This window comes from Clostridium sp. UBA871, from assembly GCF_002295255.1.
GTDB lineage: Bacteria > Bacillota > Clostridia > Clostridiales > Clostridiaceae > Clostridium_J > Clostridium_J sulfidigenes.
Window position 1 is genome coordinate 220,565 of sequence record NZ_DBFV01000004.1, and the last position, 19,158, is coordinate 239,722.

Genomic DNA, 19,158 nt, shown 5'->3' on the forward strand with positions numbered 1-19,158 from the left:
TACTGTCTGTAAGAAGTAATAGAGAAGTATAATTTTCACACCATACAAAACACTCTAGAAACCTTAATATGCAAATAATTTATAAAATTAAAAGTGCATAAAACTTTACACTAATTTATCTAATATGGGGGAGCATAAATGGAAAATAACAAAGTGGAATTAAAGATACCTAAGTTTGAAGAGTTAGATTATAGAAGGAAACTTTTATCAGATAGATAAACAATGACTTACAATATAGGATATGGAGACATTGATGGAACAGGATGTATAGATTTTAAAGAAAATACTTGGAGAGACTGGTTTTTCCGATGGGTTGATAATATTCCAGAAAGATATTATGCATATATTATTAAGATTGATGAAAATATACCTGTTGGAGAGGTCGCTCTAAGATATGTCAGTGAAAAAAAGTCTTACTGTGTTAATATATTAGTCGAAGCAAGACATAGGGGCAATGGATTTAGTGAACAAGCATTAAGATTATTAGTTGATGTTGCATTCAATGAGTTAGGAGCAGATAAGGTATTCGATGATTTTCCAAAATCCAGAATATCAGCAGATAAAGTGTTTAATAAAGTAGGGTTTAAAAGAGTTTCAGATGAAATTGTTGAATTAACTAAACAAGATTATTTAAGTAAGCAGACCGTATAATACAATGGGGATAAAAAAAGTGAAAGAATAGACTTGAAAATCGAGAGGGATGGATTTAAATGAGTGTAAAGCAAGTTAGCATTTTTATATTACTACTATTAATTATATCTTTATTGTACTGCACCATAGGACCAGGCATAACTTTACTAATATTAGCAATAATGTTATTTGCATTGGCTATATTATTTACTTTTAAAGCAGAATACTATGATAAGTATTTAGTACTAGTAAACCCAAAGTTATATAATGCATACAAAGAAAAAGGCAGAGACTTCATTAGAAAAAAGAGAATTACAACTATAATAGGTTATTATATATTGACTGTTTTAATAGGATTCAATGGATTTATGCAAATAAGATTAATGAATGAAATGGGTACAAAATTATTATTTAGCTTTAATGAGTTTTTACCATTTGCGTTAGTTGTTTTAGTAGTAGTATTTATAACAAATTATATTTGTATTTATATAGCAAAGAAATCTAAAACAGCCAGTGAAGATTTAATGTGGAATATTATTGTAGGAATTGTACTTGCTATTGCTTTAATGATCTTCACCACATTTTATATGCTTGGAAAATTATAGGTGGTATATTTATGTTATTTGAGCAAATTCTTTGTATTATATTGATAGTAATAAGTATATTTATAATTATAAAACCTTTGAAAATTATGAACACAATTAGAGTTATGTTTATTCTACAAGAATTAGATAAGGATGATCCTAAAGTTTTTTTCTATAGATTTTCTGGTATAGCAGGAGTAGTGATTTTGGGACTACTACTACTGCAGACATTTTCATATTAGGAGATTTTAATGAAAAGACAAATATATAATTAAATAGTTTATTTATGATACCGTATTATTCACATTAGATATGCGGTATTTTTGCTCTGTAATTTTATTGAATTTTTTATTATTTGAAATATAAATTTAATATATTGTAAATCATGTTATAATTAGTATAATTAAAGCTATACTTAAGGAGGAAGAACATGGAAGACTTCAATATACAATTTAGAGAAATGAGTGATGCTGAATTTGATAGATTTGCTCAGTGGGATATTTTAAATTATTCCAAAGATTTAATAAAGGCGGGTCTATCTAGTGAAGAAAATGCACTTGAGGATGCAAAAAAAAGTTTTAATGAATTGCTCCCACAAGGAAAGGGAACAAAAGATAATTATATTTATGTGATTGTAAATAAGGACAATGAAAGTTTGGGATTTATCTGGTATCAAAAGTATAAGGAAGATATAGGGTTCATTTGCGATTTTTTAATACTTGAAAAGTACCGTAAACAAGGTTATGGAAAACAGACCTTGCTTATGCTTGAAAAAGAAGCAATAGAAAAGGGGTTTAATAAAATATTACTCAATGTTTTTAAATACAATAAACCTGCTTATTCACTATATAAAAGTTTAGAATATGAAGTTATAGATGAAAAAAATCAGAATATATCTATGTTGAAAAATTTGAAAATTATTAATATTTAACCCAAAGATAACTATGAAAACCATAAGAATCTATGGAGTATGCAAAAAAATAAGGGGGATTACTATATATCAAGTATATGAAACAGAAAGGCTTATTTTAAAAGTTATAGATGGTTCATTTGCTGAACTAGTATTAGAATATTTTAATAGAAATAGAGAATATATGAGAGAGTTTGATCCATTAAGAAGTGAGAATTTTTATAAATTAGAAAATCGTAAAAATGCAGTTGAACAGGAATTAATTGAAATAATTGATGGTAAACAATTAAGACTATGGATTTTTAAAAAAGAAGATATAGGATATGAAAGGATAATTGGAACAATTTGTTTTAGTAATATAACTAAAGGGTTTTTCTTATCATGTTATGTAGGTTATAGCATTGATTGTAGTGAAGCAAATAAAGGATACATAACAGAGGTATTAAAGAAAGGAATAGCTGTTATGTTTGATGAATATAAACTTCATCGTATTGAAGCTACAGTAATGCCTAAAAATATATCTTCATTAAAAGTTTTAGAAAAACTTAACTTCAAAAACGAAGGTTTATCTGAAAAATATCAAAAGATAAATGGGAAATGGGAGGACCATTTGCATATGGTTTTATTAAATCCAATAGTTGAGTAGTATCAGTTTTTGTTTCTAATATAAATAAGATTATTAAATAATACATGGATAGATAAAACTTAGGAGATGGATAAATGAATAAGATGCAAATTAAAAAAATTGTGAAAGAAAATCTTGGAGAACACTTAAATTGTGAACAAGAAATCTTTGATCATAACGGATTAATTTTTCATAAACCAATTAAATTAAATGAATTTCAACAAAATCCATTTTTGGAAATTACGAGCATTGAAAAAACAATTATTGTATCAGCTTCAGATGAAATTATGGAAAATGTGAAGACTTTATTAGTTGGGAAATCAAGAGATGAGGTATTTGAATGCCCTTTAATATATGGTCAATCAATTTATTATATTCCTGATATGAAAGAAATGAAGTTATGTGATTTATTACCACAATACAAATATTTCTATTTAGAAGGAAATGAGATAAATAAATTAAGAGAAATTAAAGGATTTAATAATTCATTAGAGTTTGATGAATGTGGAAATGCATCTACTGCAATTGTATTTTTTGCTATGAAGGATGGAGAAATCATAGGACTTGCTGGTGCATCTAAGGAATACAATAATATGTGGGAAATGGGTATGGATGTAAAAGGTAATTATAGAACAGGTGGTTTGGCTACAGTACTTGTAAATCATTTAATGCATAAAATATTAAGCAAAAACATTTTACCCATATACTGTGCATCATCATCTAATATTGCCTCACAAGCAGTAGCTCATAGAGCTGGGTTGATACCTTACTGGATAAGCACATATAAGAATATACTTGATGGTAGTTCATCTTATAATGAATTAGTGAAACTATTATATTAATATTACAAGTGAAGTAACAAGCAATTTACACCTCAATTTTTTATGTGACATTTTAATAGGAAATTAGAGTTTAGATTAATAAATATATTTAAATAGGATTTCAAAATAATTAATAATGGGGGATAAAAATGATAAAAAACGTTTATACATCTGAGGAAGTAATTGATTTTATATGGGAATTAAGTCAGGACAATATACATGCAAGTTATCCAAGGATAAACTCAATAGAGGAGCTTAAAGGAGAACTTGAAAAGACTCTAAATGAGAAGAATCGTAATATAATAGCCTATTATCAAAATGATGTATTATGGGGCGTATGCACTTATTTTTGGATACCTGATGAAAAATATGCACAAACACTACAGTTTTTAATAAGAGACGATTATCAACAAGTTGCAGAAGAAATGATTCATTACATAAGTAAGGAATTGTCTGGATATAAGCTATTTATAGGTGTACCATTTTCTAACGAAAATGCAAACCAATATTTTAAGAAAAAGAATATAGAATGTATCGAATCTAGTATTGTGGCAAACTTATATAATTTAAAAACTCATTGGAATCAAAGGCATGATAACGTAGATAAAATTACTAAAGATAATTTTGAAGAATATGCTATATTTCATGATAAACATGCTATTCCATTAGGTATTTATTACAATAGCACAAATTTGAAAAATGATATGGATTATTTTCAAGTACTTGTCTTTAGAAAAGACGAAGAGATTCATGGAAGCATTTTTACTAAGGGTAACAAAGACTTATCAGACGTTGTTGGTTTATTTATTGATAATGAATATAAAAATAAAGGTATTGAAAGTATTTTAATCAATGAAATGCTCATGGAATTATATAATGAATTTGGTTCCGTAAAAGAAATATTATATTTTGTTGATGAAGATAATAGTGACGAACTAAATTTTGTGTTGAATGCAGGTTTTGAAATTAAAGAAAGATATAGATGCTATAGATGTATACTTTAGTTTACTAAATTATTATTTAATAAAGATTAGCAATATTCATACATCATTAACCAATTAAAAAATAATTAACGTCCTTAAATACTGAATATTCAGGAGAAAAAATTATGATTGAAGAAGCAATAGAAAAATACAATTTTGTAAATCCCACATCAAGATTTGTGCGTCATAATGAAAATATGACATATTGTATTACTGATGATAATGGACAATTTGTTCTCAGGATACATAAACCATCAAAGGGTTTTTCAGTGGATTTTTTGCGTCTTGGAGTTGCACAGAATAAGTTTGTAGAAAGTGAAATGGAAGTACTTACTTATCTGGAAAACACTTCTCAATTAGGGACACAAAAAGTATTTAGAAACAAAAGTGGAGAACCTATTACCACTTTAAGGGATGGAAGTCTGGTTACTGCTTTGGAATGGATAAAGGGTAAGACTTTAGAAAATGTGGAAATTACCAATGAATTAGCCTTGAGGCTAGGAAGGATGATTGGTAGTGTTCATAAATCTATGAGTAAGGTAAAGATAGAAAATAGATATATATATGGAGCAGAAATGATTGATAAATTATTGGAAGAGGCCAGGTATGCAATAGTAGCTAAGCATTATGATAAGGAGCATGGGGCAATTATTATAGATACTTTATTAAAAATTAAGATGAAGATGGATAAAGATAAAAATAGATTTTCTTTTGTTCATGCTGATCTTGGAAAATCAAATCTCCTTTTATGTAATGAAGCAATAGTTCCAACTGATTTCTCATTATCAGGATATTGTCTTCCAGAAATGGATTTAGCATCAATATTCAGTCATATCAATAATGACAAGTTAAATAAAGAAATTTTGAAGGGTTATGAATCCTATTGCAGTATAAAGGTTGATGAAAAAGCTATTCAAACATGTTTAAGCTTACAGGTACTATTATTTATCATCTGTCAACATGAAAAAATTTATAATCAGCCATGGATTGAGAAATCAATGGAACGTTGGTGTAATGATATATTTTTACCATATCTTAAAGATTAATAATTATATAAAAGGGTTTGTGGTAAAAGGAGAAGATACTGAAGAATTTCTGCAAGAAAAGCTTGAATATATTGGGTTAACATATAGTATGAGTTCATTATATTTAGTATTAAAAAATAATTGATTAACTTATTTGGTAGGAGAGAAATTTATGGAAGACAAAAGTATAGAAATAAAAAAAGATATAACTAATATATTTAATAAGGTATCAGCAGTTTTTGATGGTAGTGGTCCAAGATACTTTACATACTTTGGAGAGAGATTGGTTGAATTTGCAGATGTAAAGGAAGGCGAAAGAGTTTTAGATGTTGCATCAGGAAAAGGAGCTTCACTTTTTTCAGCAGCAGAGAAAGTTGGAAAGAGTGGAGTTGTTACAGGTATTGATATAGCTGAAGGAATGGTTAATGAAATTGATTTAGAAATGCAACGCCGAGGTGTAAAAAATGTACATGCAATGGTAATGGATGCTGAAAAATTAGAATTTGCAAATGAAACTTTTCAGCATATACTCTGTGGATTTGGAGTATTCTTCTTACCAAATTATAAAGTTGCCTTTCATGAATTCATGAGAGTTCTAAAAAGTGGTGGTCGATTCTCATTAACTACATTTCTTAGAAAAAAAGATGAAAAATTTATGTGGCTAAATGAATTATTTGATAAATATTTACCTGTATTTGAAGATGAATTAGATGAGTATCAATCAGAGGATATCCCTGAATTTGATACAGAAGAAGGTTTATATAAAATTTTGAATCAAGCTGGATTTAAAAATATACGAGTTATAAGTGAAGAAAAAGTTTTTATATACAAAGATGAACAAGAATGGTGGGATAAACTTTGGACTCATGGTGCTATAAGCACACTAGAAAAGATACCAAAAGATATGCTTGAAGACTTTAAATCAGAAGTTTTTGAAAAACTTAGAGAAATGAAAGAAGCAGGAGGCATACCACATACAAAGTCTGTTTTATATGCCTTTGGTGAAAAATTATAAATTCTTAAAAAATTTAGATACCGTATTATTCAGTAATATGTAAAAGCATAAAATTAGTTATATATTAGTTACGTTACAATTTGTGGATAGTGCGAACTAATTAAGACATATTGATCTTTAAAAATTGAATAATGCGGTATTTACAAAATGTGTTATAATTGTATTGTAATGCGAATAACAAATGGTTTATATTATATAAACTTTAATACGGAGGTACTTATGAAAACTCACTATTATTTAGGTTGGTTTAACGATGTTTTTCTTGAAAAACTGGTCAAGTTATTGTATGAGGATATAACTGATAGAAAAATGCTTGTTATGATTAGCGCCAATCCATTTCTTCATGAAGATAAGGAAGTTGGTGCTACTGAACGTTCGTGGCTTGACCAGGCCAACATTATATTTGATGAATATCATTTAATTGATTATAGCGTACAGAAGGAAGAGGCCCAAAAATTAATTCAAAATGCTTCGGTCATTTTCTTGTTAGGTGGAAATACTGTTGAACAAAATGCCCTTTTGATTGAATATCAATTATCGGATTTAATTAAAAAAGGCAAAGCAGTTGTGATGGGAACAAGTGCGGGTGCGATAAACATGTCCGCTAAATGGGTATGCTCGAAATATACTGGCTATGAATGTGACAGAAGTTCTATTTACAACGGTATCGGTCTTGACGATTTTTCTGTGCTGTCTCATTTTGATCTTGAAAATAACATTGCACAAATTCAAAGCGAATTATCTCCATTATCAGAAAAAATGAATATTTACGCGTCGAACAAAGATTGTGCTGTACGTGTAAAAGGAAACAAAATCGACATTTTAGGCAATGTATATTTAATTTCTCACTCAAAGATTCAAAAGTTAGATGAGACGCTTTAGTTGTGGTGAGTGGCTATGATGGTTTAACTAAATTAATTTCTTTATGCAAAACTTCTGCAACAGTCAAGGTCATGGTCGCGTACAGTATAAGCATAATCTATAATAAGTTTCTTGCACAATATTTATATTTAACAACTAAAATATAAAATCGAATAATTTTTCTAAATGCCGTATTATTCAGAAATGGATTTTACGGTATTTTTCATTTCACAATTCAAGTACCTTCAGAACTAATAAAATTGAAAATCCTTATTTTTAAACTGGATGATACATTATTAGGAAATATTTATATTAACATAAATTGTTTGTCATGGTATAAATTCAATGGTAAAATTTATATATGGATAGGTGAGGTTGAGTTGTAAAATATTATGAATATAATTGTAAAATTTGAAGTGGAGTGTGAAAATATTGGATGCTCATATTATTAAATCACAAATATTAAACAAGAACCCTGACTTTTCTGGAGTCATATTCCTCTCGATTAGTGGAAAAAAAATTATACAAGAAGCTATGGGTGAAGCTAATATAAGTGAACACATTAAAAATCATATAAATACGAGATTTCCAACAGCATCTGGATGTAAGATTTTTACCGCTATTGCCATATTAAAATTAATTGAAATGGGAAAATTGTCATTAGATGATTCGGTTACAGATTGTTTGCCGAACTTTTTCCCATATATGGATAATTCGGTGACAATTCGCCATCTACTTACCCATACATCAGGATTTAGCGACTATTTTGATGAAGAAGAAAATGAATCTGATGTTTACTATGCTAAGGTATGGGGAAATATTCCGATGTATGTCATGAAATCACCAAGTGATTTTTTGAGATTGCTTAAAAATAAAAAAATGGAGTTTGAACCTGGTTCTCGCTTCAAATATAATAACGGTGGATTTGTAATACTTTCTATGATTATAGAAAAAGTTTCAGGAGTGGATTTTTCACTTTTTATCCAGAAATACATTTTTGACATATGTGGAATGAGTAATAGCGGTTATTTTTCGATGGACAATCTTCCATGTGATACTGCAATTGGTTATACAGATAATGGAAAGGGAGGCTTAAAGTCTAATATTTATTCCATGCCTATCATTGGCGGTGGAGATGGAGGGGCATATACTACTGCAAGTGATATGTATTTATTCTGGGATGCTTTTATAAATGGAAAACTGCTATCGGTTCAGAATGTACAAGCTATGTGTACTCCACAAATAAAAACTGGAGAAAATGGTAGTGCCTATGGATATGGTGTATGGTTAGATACATGTAATAACATGGTTATAAAAATTCATGTTATGGGTGGCGACCCTGGAGTCTCTTTCAGAAGTGCTTATTATCCACAAAACAAAAGTGTGTGTACTGTTTTATGCAATCGTGATGCAGGTAGTTATATGGCATTTAAGGTATTTGAAGATATAACGATAGGGGTTTAAATCGTATATGTAAACTAAGGTGAAAATTATTTATATTTTATGAGGGGGAAGTTAATGTGTATTATATTTAGTGTAACTACGGTGAGTGATATTGAATTTATACGTTCTTTATTTACGAATGAGGAGTATGAACTATATTTTGCTGAAAACAATACGTCTGAAGACGAATGGAAAGAACGATTCGAACTTTTATCACGTAAGGAAAACTATATAATCTCTGATATCGAAACGGGCAATAAGGTTGGCTGGATTATGTATCAAATCCACGAGAATGAATGCTATTTGGATTTGATTGTATTAAAATATGGACTCATTGGTAAACATAATATGAAGTCGAGTTAAGTTTCTTTCTTATTATAAAGATAAGTATTTAAAACCAAAAATGAAATTGGCTAACAATTATAAAGAAGGAGATTATGATGTTTATAGAAAAGAATATATCCTTTAAGAATAAATTGGAAGGTAAAGTTATACTTTTAACTGGTGCAGGGGGTGGGATAGGTTTTGAAACTGCAAAAGCATTGGTTTATATGGGAGCAAAGGTTATTGTGGCCGAAATCGATAAACGAAAAGTATTATGCGCACAAAGCACTTTAGATAGTATATTTGGTAAAAACTCTGTAGAATTTTATGAAATTGATTTATCTAATGAAAATCAGATATATGCTCTAGTTTCTCATGTGAAAGATAAATATGGACGCATAGATGTTTTATTTAATAATGCGACCATAGCTGCTATGGGAACAGTAGAAGAAGTTTCTATTGATGTATGGGATAAGAGTTATGCCGTTAATTTCAAAGCCCCATTACTATTAACACAATTAGTTTTACCACTGATGAAACAAAAAAATTCTGGAACAATTGTTTTTGTTTCATCATCTGGTGCAGCACCTTTTATGGGAGCATATGAAGTATTTAAAACAACACAAGTGGAGTTGTCTAATACACTATATGGAGAATTGGAAAGTACAAATATAAAAGTATATACTATCGGTCCAGGACTTGTTAAAACAGAAACGGCAATGAAGGGAATAGAGCTTGTGTCATCTCATATGGGAATAACAACAGAAGAATTTTATGAAATGAATGAAGATCACATACTTGGAGTTGAAGAGGCTGGCACTGGATTTGCTATATCAATTTTAATGGCTGATAGATATAACGGTCAAGAAATTGGTGCTATACAGGTTTTGTCTGATTCTGGCTTACTACAAAAATTAGATAGTAGTGAAAACACAAAAAGTAATGATTATCAAAACATTATTCCAACTGTTCTGAATGTGGTAAAAGTTTATAAAGAACAATATTATGGTTGGATGAAAAGAAATGTTTTTGAACGTCAATGGGTATTGCGTGACTTTAAGAAAACAGTAGGATATTCTGCTGACCAGTTTCTTGAAATTATGCAACACATTGAATACGTTGTTATTAATAAAAAGATTCAAGAGATAAGCACCTATTCATCTAATTTTCAAAAATTGATGGAATATTATAAGCGACAATATACATTGCTACAAGGATATGAAAAAAACCCTGAAAAACTCAAAGAATATTCTATAACACTTTTGCATTATATTGAGGATTTAAAAACTATTTGTGATATTTTACTTAATAATGAAAGCTGAATAGAAATTTATAATCAGCCATGATTGAGAAATCAATGGAACGTTGGTGTAATGACATATTCTTACCATATCTTAAAGATTAATAATAATATAATTAAAAAAGTTTTTAGGGGGTTAATATGAAAACAAATAAAGCAAAATTTCTTATTATATTACTATCTCTTATTTTAATAACATTTACAGGTTGTACAAATAAAGATATGACTAAGAAACCTGTAATTTATTTGTATCCAACTTCAGAGCAATCAGTTAGCGTTAAACTAGATTATAATGGAGAGCTTACTTGTACTTATCCAGAATACAAAGATGGTTGGAATGTAATAGCAGAGCCTGATGGTACATTAACTAATATTGGAGATAAGAGGAAGTATTCTTATTTATATTGGGAAGGGATTTCACAAAATCAATGGGATATGTCAAAAGGGTTTGTAGTAAAAGGAGAAGATACTGAAGAATTTCTGCAAGAAAAGCTTGAATACATGGGATTAACTCCAAGGGAATATAACGAATTTATAGTGTATTGGTTACCAATTATGCAAGAGAATAAATACAACTTGATTACTTTTGCAGGGGAAGAGTATGAAAATCTAGCTAAGCTTAATATAACTCCAAAGCCAGATTCGATATTAAGGGTAATGATGCTCTTTAAATCATTAGATAAACCTATAGAAATAGAAGAACAAGAAATTAAATCTTTTGAAAGAAAGGGATTTACCGTTATTGAATGGGGTGGAACAGAAGTAAAATAGGATGAAAAAAGATTATTTATATTTGATAAAAGAGGTGATATTTTGAAATTAGTACTTATAATCGGAGACAGTGCTGTTGGCAAAATGACAGTGGGGCAAGAACTAGCTAAAATTACGGATTTACGTTTATTCCATAATCATATGATGATTGAACCTGTACTGGAGATATTCGGATATTTTAATGGAAAAGCTATCTCTGGCATGAGAGAAGTTATTTTTGAAGAGTTTGCAAAATCCGAACACTATGGATTAATTTTCACATATATGTGGGCATTTAATCAGCAATCTGATTGGGATTATGTTGAATATGTTTGTGATATTTTCAGAAAATATAATGCAGATATATGTTATGTGGAGCTTGTTGCTCCTCAAGCAATCAGATTAGAAAGAAATGCTACTGAAAATCGTCTGAAAAATAAAATCTCAAAACGAGATATAGAACTGTCAAATCAAAGGCTTATAAATGATGATAACAAGTATCGTTGTGTAAGTAATGATGGTGAGATTCCTTATGATAACTATATAAAAATCGACAATACAAATCTTTCGGCGGAAATTGTTGCACAGATAATAAAAGAGCAATTTGAGCTGTAATATCTGATTAGCATAACTATAAACTTTAATTCGTATTCTTCTGATATTGCTTATAAGTCATGTGAGATATTAATAGGTTGATTTTTCAAATGAATAATTGTAGAATATTGTTCACTAATTGTGTTTTAAAATTAGATTGAATTTTATAATATGGAGGTTTATAGATGTACAACAATAGAAAACTAGTTCTATATATTGCAACAAGTTTAGATGGTTACATAGCGACAGAAGATGATTCCTTGGAATGGTTGTTTAAAACTGAAGGCGAAGGAGATAATGGATATTCTGAATTCTACAATACAGTTGATACTATTCTAATTGGTAAAAGAACTTATGACTGGATAATTGAAAAAGAAAAAGGTAAATTTCCTTACAAGAATAAAAAGTGTTATGTATTTTCTAAATCAGAAAAAGGTAAGAATGAAAATGTAGAATTTATTAATCAAGATGTAGTGGAATTTACAAATAAAATAAAAAGACTGGATGGAGGAAACATATGGCTTGTTGGCGGTGGTGTTCTTCTAAATTCTTTTATTAAAGAAAGGTTAGTTGACGAATTTATTATTACTATATCACCTACACTAATAGGTCATGGAATACCTTTATTTAAAAAAAATGATTTTGAGTTAGAACTAAAGTTAAAGGGGATAAGGAGATTCAATCAATTTGTTGAACTCCATTACGAGATGAAATAAAACAATTAATATTTAGTTCACAATTTTCTTAAATGATGTACTATTTGTAAGATGGAGTTAAGAAGTGTAATTAGTATAGTACTAATTAGCCTTTTACACTAAAGGTAATTTAAAATAGTACAAAAGCCAGTAGTATAACACTATTGGCTTCTATATTATAGGTTATTACATACTAGCCATGTTTTTACATTCAGTAGCACATTTTTTACATTCTTGAGCACATTTTTGACAATGGTCATCTTTAAACATTTCACATTCTTGAGCACATTTATCACAAACAGTAGCACAAAGTTGACAGTGTTCTTTTGTAAATTGGCCATTCATAGACATCATTGCTGATGACATTTGGCACATACATGCACATTCAGTAAGAATGCTTATACATTTCTTTCTTGCTGCAACATCAGGCTCGTTTAAACATGCTGTAAAGCACTCATGACATGCCTGTGCACATTTGTTACATTCATCAATACATGGTTGAAATTTGTCTGTTGAATTAGTTACTATTCCCATTATATAGTCCTCCTAAAATAGTTTTATAGTACAAAATTTATTATTTGTAATAGGCTAATTATTATTCAAATATTGTTTGTAGAAATGATTCCCATAAATAAATGTCTACAGCTGTTTCATTAGATAAATAAGAAATAAAGGTATATTAGATGGTTAGGTTTCAATCTATTGATCAATATATTTAAAAAGCAATTAATTGAACAACTTCTCAAGTATAATCATATGCTATATATATAAATATTTTAGAGGTATATATGGCACTTTATTTTGATTTAAAAACCATTGAAGAACTTATAGGGCATAATTACTATAGACAACAGAAAGAATTTACATTAGAAGAGTTAGCACAGTATGATGGAAGTAACGGAAAACCTACCTATGTGGCAATTGAAGGTATAGTATATGATGTGAGCAAAGTAGCAGAGTGGGCAGGTGGAAAACACTTTGGTAATACTGCAGGTCAAGATTTAACAAGTGAATTTAAGTCTTGTCATACAATGACTAAACTTAATAAATTACCTAAAGTTGGGGTACTTAAGAAATAAATTATTTAATGGCTTTGATTAAAAATCAAGGCCATTTTTGCTTTAATATACAATTTATACTAATTATGTTATAATAAATGGGTTCTTTGCTCCACTTTGAAGGAGATAGGAGTATTAGAAACTGATAGTCATGGGGTAAATTGGCTACCTTTATGCAGTAGGTAAGCAATTGTAAGTTTTAGGAACTAAAATTTAGCAAATGACATTTTAAGAATTCAGGACTATTTATTTTTAGAGAGGTGATTTTAAATGAGAAAAAAATATTTAATTGTTATGATAATTGCTTTTATTCTTTGTATTACTGGTTGTAGTAATTCAAGTTCAAAAATTGATAATTATCTCAATACTGGGAAAACAATAGATTCAAATGCGAAAGATATTATGCCAGAGCTAGATGACTTGCCTAAATATGAGGATATCAAATATAGATATACACATAAATCCCTATTGATTTTTGAATCTGACTCTGTTGCATTAATTGTAAAATATGATGACAATACTTTTGAGAGTGAAAAGAAGAAAATAGACGAGCAATATACTTTTTTAGATAAAAAAATCAAGTCTAGTTTTGATGAAAGTAAATATTATATTCCAGAATATGAGTTTTCTTTGAAAAGCTATGATTTTAGAGTTGTAGACGAAAATGATACTTCAAATACGGAATTCCCTAAATCTTTTGGAATGATTGGAGTGTCTGAAGATAAAAAAAGTATAGCTTATTTATATTTTTATGATTCGGATTTAGACTACATAGGAGATGAAGATGAAGAAAATCCTATGGCTAACTTCATTAGAGAATATTTTAAATATAAATTTTAACTACACATTGAAAGTATAGTAACTGTAAATGAATAATTGCAAGGAATTTCACCTGGCGATTATCACATAACTCTATATTGAGGTATGAAGGAGGATATATTGATGGATAGCGTTAAATTTGCAGTATTTACTGATTTACATTATGATCATATCCATGATGGTTATGAAAGACTTGAAAACTTCATTACCAATGTAAAAAGTTTAGATATGGATTTTGTTATTCAACTTGGGGATTTTTGTATGCCTAAAGAAGAAAATCGATTTTTACTTGATATCCTTGATAGTATAGGGAAGCCTTATTATCATACCATTGGAAATCATGATTCTGATTCATTCCCAAGAGAAGAAGTTATGAAGTTTTTAAAAATGGACAATAGTTACTATTCATTTAAAATGGATAAGATTAAGTTCATTGTATTAGATACATGTTTTATAAAAACTGATAATGGATATATACCCTATTGTAAGAGAAACTATGATAAGTCAAAGGACATATATCCAATTCTTCCAGATTATGAATTTAATTGGCTGGCAGAGCAGTTCAATGATGATAGTGAGTATTACATTATTTTTTCACACCATAGTTTTGAAAATAAATTTGCTAAAAGAGGAGTATATAACAAGGGTGAAGTTAGAGATTTGATAAACAGAGTAAATGATACAGGAAAAAAGGTGCTTTTATCCGTAAATGGTCATGACCATGGAGATTCTCTTGAAAAAATAGGACAAACATATTACTTTGGTCTTAATGCTATGTCATATATATGGGTTGGGCCTGAATATGAGCATTTCTCTTACTCAAAGGAAATACATGAAGATTACCCCTTTATAAAAGACTTAGTATTATATAATGAGGGGCTATATGCCATTGTTACAATTAACAAAGATGGGGGCATACATATACAAGGTATCAATGGAAACTACCAAAATGTCATCCCAAAAGACTTGGGCATTGGTGATAGGTGGAATGGTCGTTCTATACTACCAAGAGTATCTTCATTAAAGGATATATAGTACTTTTATGATTCCCTAAACTACCGTATTATTCAAAATTGAATTTTACGGTAGTTTTTTTATTTCTCAATTTGATATATTATTGAATTTGCAGATAATGCAAATCAATTAGTAAAATATGATCTTTATAAATTGAATAATGCTGTATTAGAAATCTTTCATATAACATAAATATACAGCCACTTTTATTTTGAAAAATATTTTTAAAATTATAATAAAAATATTTGACAAATATGAAAAAGATACATATACTGAATATATAAACATATGAACATGTGTGCATACATTCTAATGAGGTGATATATAAATGAATAACGAAAATGAAACAATTAGTACCTGTAATTGTAATACTATCCATGAAGATGTGATTAAGAGAGTAAAGGAAACTATTCCAGATGAAGAAGATTTATATGAATTAGCAGATTTATTTAAGGTTTTTGGAGATAGTACAAGAATAAAAATTATTTGTGCATTATTCCAAGCAGAAATGTGTGTTTGTGATATTGCGGCACTACTTGGAATGAACCAATCAGCAATATCCCATCAGTTGAGAGTTCTTAAACAGACTAGGTTGGTAAAGAATAGAAAAGAAGGTAAGGTTGTATACTATTCCTTGGATGATGATCATGTTAAGGGGATATTTGATCAAGGATTAGAACATTTATATGAGAAATAAGGAATTTAGGGGGCATGGGAATGAGTAATAAAGTTTTAAAACCTGACGTTAAAGAAGATAAGTCATTACAAATAAAATCTCAATCAAATAATAAATCAAATACTATTATGGAATTGAGAACAACGACAAAGAAAAACCCTGGAAAAGTAAGAAAGCAATTCATTTTGGAAGGGTTAGACTGCGCACATTGTGCATCAAAAATAGAGACAAAACTAAATAGTATTGATGGAATTGCCAATGCATCAGTAAATTTTATCACTAAAACTTTAACTATGGAGTTAGAAGAAATAAGTAGAGTTAATGAATTAGTTGCTTCATCTATAGAGTCAATAAACAAAATAGAATCACATGTAAAAGTCAAAGAAAAGTCTGTAGGAAAGTCAAACAAATTAGTGATAATTCTTGAAGGGTTATGCTGTGCAAATTGTGCATCAAAAATTGAAAAAGAATCTCAAAATATTACTAATGTTAGTAGTGCTGTAGTTGATTTTGTAGCTCAAAAACTTATTCTAGAAGTGGAAAACAATAGCGATAAAGATAACATTGTTGAATTGGTTAAACAAATTGTTAAAACGATTGAACCTGATGTAAAAGTATATGTTGAAGAAGGAAATCAGAACAGAAAGCAAAGATCCCATGCTCATAATCATGATCATGAGCATGAAAATAGCAAAAAGGAATTTGTAAGACTTGGAGTTGGCGCAGCAATTTTTGCCATTGCTACAGCTTTTAAATTTAATTTTTATGTTGAGTTATCATTGTTTTTAGTTAGTTATCTCCTTGTTGGTGGAGAAGTTGTGTTAAGAGCATTGAAAAATATTAGAGGAGGTCAAATTTTTGATGAAAACTTCCTTATGAGTATAGCTACTATAGGAGCTTTTGCTATTGGTGAGTTCCCAGAAGGTGTAGCAGTTATGCTATTCTATCAATTAGGTGAAATATTCCAAGGTATGGCTGTAAATCGCTCAAGAAAATCCATAGCAGAATTAATGGATATAAGACCAGATTTTGCGAACTTAAAAATTGGTAGTGATATTAAAAAGGTATCACCAGAAGAGGTTAATATAGGTGACATTATAGTTGTAAGACCTGGGGAAAAGGTTCCTCTAGATGGTAAAGTAATTGAAGGAATTTCTATGGTAGATACTTCTGCACTTACTGGTGAATCAGTTCCTAGAGAGGTAGAAATAGGAGATGCTGTACTAGGCGGAGTTATTAATAAAAATGGACTATTAACTATAGAAGTAGAAAAAGAATTTGGAGATTCTACTATTGCTAAGATACTTGATTTAGTTCAAAATGCAAGTAGTAAAAAAGCTCCCACAGAAAACTTTATAACAAAATTTGCAAGATATTATACACCTGCTGTGGTTTTCTCTGCATTAGCATTAGCTATATTACCACCACTATTTATAAGTGGAGCTACCTTCTCAGAGTGGATATATAGAGCATTAGCCTTTTTAGTAGTATCTTGCCCATGTGCTTTAGTTGTATCTATTCCTCTTGGTTTCTTTGGTGGTATAGGTGGAGCTTCAAAAAATGGAATACTTGTTAAAGGTGGAAACTATCTTGAGGCATTAAATAATGTAGAAGTTGTAGTATTTGATAAAACTGGAACATTAACTAAGGGTGTATTTAAGGTGACAGAAATACAACCTCAAGGCAATGTATCAAGGGACGAACTTATCACTTATGCAGCCTTTGCTGAGAGCTTTTCTAATCATCCAATAGCAACTTCTATTGTTAAAGCATATAGTAAGGAAATAGATAATGAATCAATTGAAAATTATGAAGAGATTTCAGGACATGGTATAAAAGCTACTGTTTTAGGTAAAGAAGTTTTAGCAGGTAATTACAAGTTAATGAGTAAAGAAAATATATCCTATGCACAAGTTGAAACAATAGGTACTGTAGTGCATGTTGCTGTTAATAAAGAGTATGCAGGATATATAGTTATCTCAGATGAAGTGAAAGAAGATTCAGCTAAGGCAATTAAAGCTTTAAAAGAAATTGGTGTTAGAAAAACTGTTATGCTTACAGGAGATAATAAAGTTGTTGGAACTAAAGTTGCCAAGCAATTAGGGTTAGATGAAGTATATTCAGAGTTATTACCAGATCAAAAGGTTGAAAAAGTAGAAGCATTAGATAAAGAAAAATCCTCTAAAGGCAAGTTAATATTTGTTGGTGATGGAATAAATGATGCTCCAGTTTTAGCAAGAGCAAATATTGGGATAGCTATGGGTGGTGTCGGTTCAGATGCAGCAATAGAAGCTGCTGACGTTGTAATAATGACTGATGAACCTTCAAAGATTGCATCTGCAATAAAAATAGCTAAGAAAACAAGAGCAATAGTTATGCAAAATATTGTCTTTGCTTTAGGTATTAAAGCAATAATATTAGTACTTGTAGCTCTTGGATTAGGAACTATGTGGGAGGCTGTATTTGGTGATGTAGGTGTAACACTAATTGCAGTATTAAACTCTATGAGAGCAATGAAAACAGCGCAATAAATTAATTCTTAGATCTCAATATTCTTAAATAGCGTAACAAATATTTAATTAAATAACGTATGTAAAATACCGTATTATTCAATATGAATATGCGGTATTTTTGTTTTGTAATTCAAATATATTATGCAATTTGTAGAAAATGCGAACTAGACAATAAATTATGTTCTTTGAGAATTGAATAATACAGTGTTAAGAAGTAAGATATTTGATTTTTGTTACAAAAATAACCATATAAGGCAGCGTAAATATGATATAATAATATAATTACCATTAATTAAGTTAAATTAGTAAAAAATTGCGTATCGTCTTAATAAATAATATAATTGACTTAATATAAATAGGGAGTGTGATATCATGAATATTAATCTCATGGATAGAAAAATGCTTAAAATACTCTGTGCAAAGTCTGTAAGTATGAGTTTGGGCGACAATTTGCACAGAGATAGATTTTAGTCGCTTTTCATAAATAAATTCATACATATACAGGCTTTGTTTCCTTA

Annotated in this window: 21 protein-coding genes; 20 read left to right on the plus strand and 1 reads right to left on the minus strand. The window is 29.2% G+C overall.

The features are described 5' to 3' along the window. Positions 1-222: 222 nt before the first annotated feature. From B3086_RS07015 to B3086_RS07085, 15 genes are all read left to right on the plus strand, one after another. Positions 223-651, plus strand: a complete 429-nt coding sequence (locus B3086_RS07015; protein ID WP_346893092.1) for a GNAT family N-acetyltransferase — start codon at positions 223-225, stop codon at positions 649-651. A gap of 59 nt (positions 652-710) precedes the next feature. Beyond that, complete coding sequence (locus tag B3086_RS07020; RefSeq protein WP_346846861.1) at positions 711-1,235, plus strand: hypothetical protein; 525 nt, start codon at positions 711-713, stop codon at positions 1,233-1,235. Between the two features lie 11 nt (positions 1,236-1,246). After that, positions 1,247-1,456: a hypothetical protein gene (locus tag B3086_RS07025; protein WP_346846862.1), complete on the plus strand. Its 210-nt coding sequence runs from the start codon at positions 1,247-1,249 to the stop codon at positions 1,454-1,456. A 188-nt stretch (positions 1,457-1,644) separates the two neighbouring features. Then, positions 1,645-2,145 carry a GNAT family N-acetyltransferase gene (locus B3086_RS07030; RefSeq protein WP_346846863.1) on the plus strand — a complete coding sequence of 167 codons (501 nt, stop codon included), beginning with the start codon at positions 1,645-1,647 and terminating at the stop codon, positions 2,143-2,145. A gap of 13 nt (positions 2,146-2,158) precedes the next feature. Next, positions 2,159-2,770, plus strand: coding sequence for a GNAT family protein (locus B3086_RS07035; RefSeq protein ID WP_346893095.1), 612 nt, complete (start codon positions 2,159-2,161; stop codon positions 2,768-2,770). 74 nt (positions 2,771-2,844) lie between these two features. Continuing rightward, entirely contained in the window at positions 2,845-3,591 is a 747-nt protein-coding gene (locus tag B3086_RS07040) for a GNAT family N-acetyltransferase (RefSeq protein ID WP_346893097.1), read from the plus strand. A gap of 128 nt (positions 3,592-3,719) precedes the next feature. Further along, on the plus strand, positions 3,720-4,574 hold the full coding sequence (locus tag B3086_RS07045) for a hypothetical protein (RefSeq protein WP_346893099.1): 855 nt from the start codon (positions 3,720-3,722) through the stop codon (positions 4,572-4,574). Between the two features lie 104 nt (positions 4,575-4,678). After that, positions 4,679-5,599 (plus strand): phosphotransferase enzyme family protein, encoded by a 921-nt coding sequence (locus B3086_RS07050; RefSeq protein ID WP_346893101.1) that lies wholly within the window; start codon positions 4,679-4,681, stop codon positions 5,597-5,599. 151 nt (positions 5,600-5,750) lie between these two features. Continuing rightward, positions 5,751-6,593 (plus strand): class I SAM-dependent methyltransferase, encoded by an 843-nt coding sequence (locus B3086_RS07055; RefSeq protein WP_346876734.1) that lies wholly within the window; start codon positions 5,751-5,753, stop codon positions 6,591-6,593. A 219-nt stretch (positions 6,594-6,812) separates the two neighbouring features. Beyond that, complete coding sequence (locus B3086_RS07060) at positions 6,813-7,475, plus strand: Type 1 glutamine amidotransferase-like domain-containing protein (RefSeq protein ID WP_346880326.1); 663 nt, start codon at positions 6,813-6,815, stop codon at positions 7,473-7,475. 402 nt (positions 7,476-7,877) lie between these two features. Further along, positions 7,878-8,918, plus strand: coding sequence for a serine hydrolase (locus tag B3086_RS07065; RefSeq protein WP_346893103.1), 1,041 nt, complete (start codon positions 7,878-7,880; stop codon positions 8,916-8,918). Positions 8,919-9,334: 416 nt separating this feature from the next. Continuing rightward, positions 9,335-10,543, plus strand: a complete 1,209-nt coding sequence (locus tag B3086_RS07070; protein WP_346880324.1) for an SDR family NAD(P)-dependent oxidoreductase — start codon at positions 9,335-9,337, stop codon at positions 10,541-10,543. 119 nt (positions 10,544-10,662) lie between these two features. Then, complete coding sequence (locus B3086_RS07075; RefSeq protein ID WP_346880323.1) at positions 10,663-11,292, plus strand: hypothetical protein; 630 nt, start codon at positions 10,663-10,665, stop codon at positions 11,290-11,292. A gap of 84 nt (positions 11,293-11,376) precedes the next feature. Continuing rightward, complete coding sequence (locus tag B3086_RS07080) at positions 11,377-11,886, plus strand: shikimate kinase (RefSeq protein WP_414632275.1); 510 nt, start codon at positions 11,377-11,379, stop codon at positions 11,884-11,886. Positions 11,887-12,050: 164 nt separating this feature from the next. After that, positions 12,051-12,581, plus strand: a complete 531-nt coding sequence (locus B3086_RS07085; RefSeq protein ID WP_035131467.1) for a dihydrofolate reductase family protein — start codon at positions 12,051-12,053, stop codon at positions 12,579-12,581. Positions 12,582-12,746: 165 nt separating this feature from the next. On the opposite strand, the gene B3086_RS07090 is transcribed toward B3086_RS07085, so the two are convergent. Next, the gene (locus B3086_RS07090) at positions 12,747-13,094 is read right to left on the minus strand and encodes a four-helix bundle copper-binding protein (RefSeq protein ID WP_035131464.1); all 348 of its coding nucleotides are present in this window, start codon (positions 13,092-13,094) and stop codon (positions 12,747-12,749) included. 254 nt (positions 13,095-13,348) lie between these two features. Here B3086_RS07090 and B3086_RS07095 point away from each other — a divergent pair, with 254 nt between their 5' ends. From B3086_RS07095 to B3086_RS07115, 5 genes are all read left to right on the plus strand, one after another. Further along, the gene (locus B3086_RS07095) at positions 13,349-13,639 is read left to right on the plus strand and encodes a cytochrome b5 domain-containing protein (RefSeq protein ID WP_346880320.1); all 291 of its coding nucleotides are present in this window, start codon (positions 13,349-13,351) and stop codon (positions 13,637-13,639) included. 249 nt (positions 13,640-13,888) lie between these two features. Continuing rightward, positions 13,889-14,458 (plus strand): hypothetical protein, encoded by a 570-nt coding sequence (locus B3086_RS07100; RefSeq protein ID WP_346880319.1) that lies wholly within the window; start codon positions 13,889-13,891, stop codon positions 14,456-14,458. A 102-nt stretch (positions 14,459-14,560) separates the two neighbouring features. Next, positions 14,561-15,472: a metallophosphoesterase gene (locus B3086_RS07105; protein WP_346880318.1), complete on the plus strand. Its 912-nt coding sequence runs from the start codon at positions 14,561-14,563 to the stop codon at positions 15,470-15,472. Between the two features lie 307 nt (positions 15,473-15,779). Then, complete coding sequence (locus tag B3086_RS07110; RefSeq protein WP_346880317.1) at positions 15,780-16,148, plus strand: metalloregulator ArsR/SmtB family transcription factor; 369 nt, start codon at positions 15,780-15,782, stop codon at positions 16,146-16,148. A 107-nt stretch (positions 16,149-16,255) separates the two neighbouring features. Next, on the plus strand, positions 16,256-18,658 hold the full coding sequence (locus B3086_RS07115; protein ID WP_346893358.1) for a heavy metal translocating P-type ATPase: 2,403 nt from the start codon (positions 16,256-16,258) through the stop codon (positions 18,656-18,658). Positions 18,659-19,158: the final 500 nt, after the last annotated feature.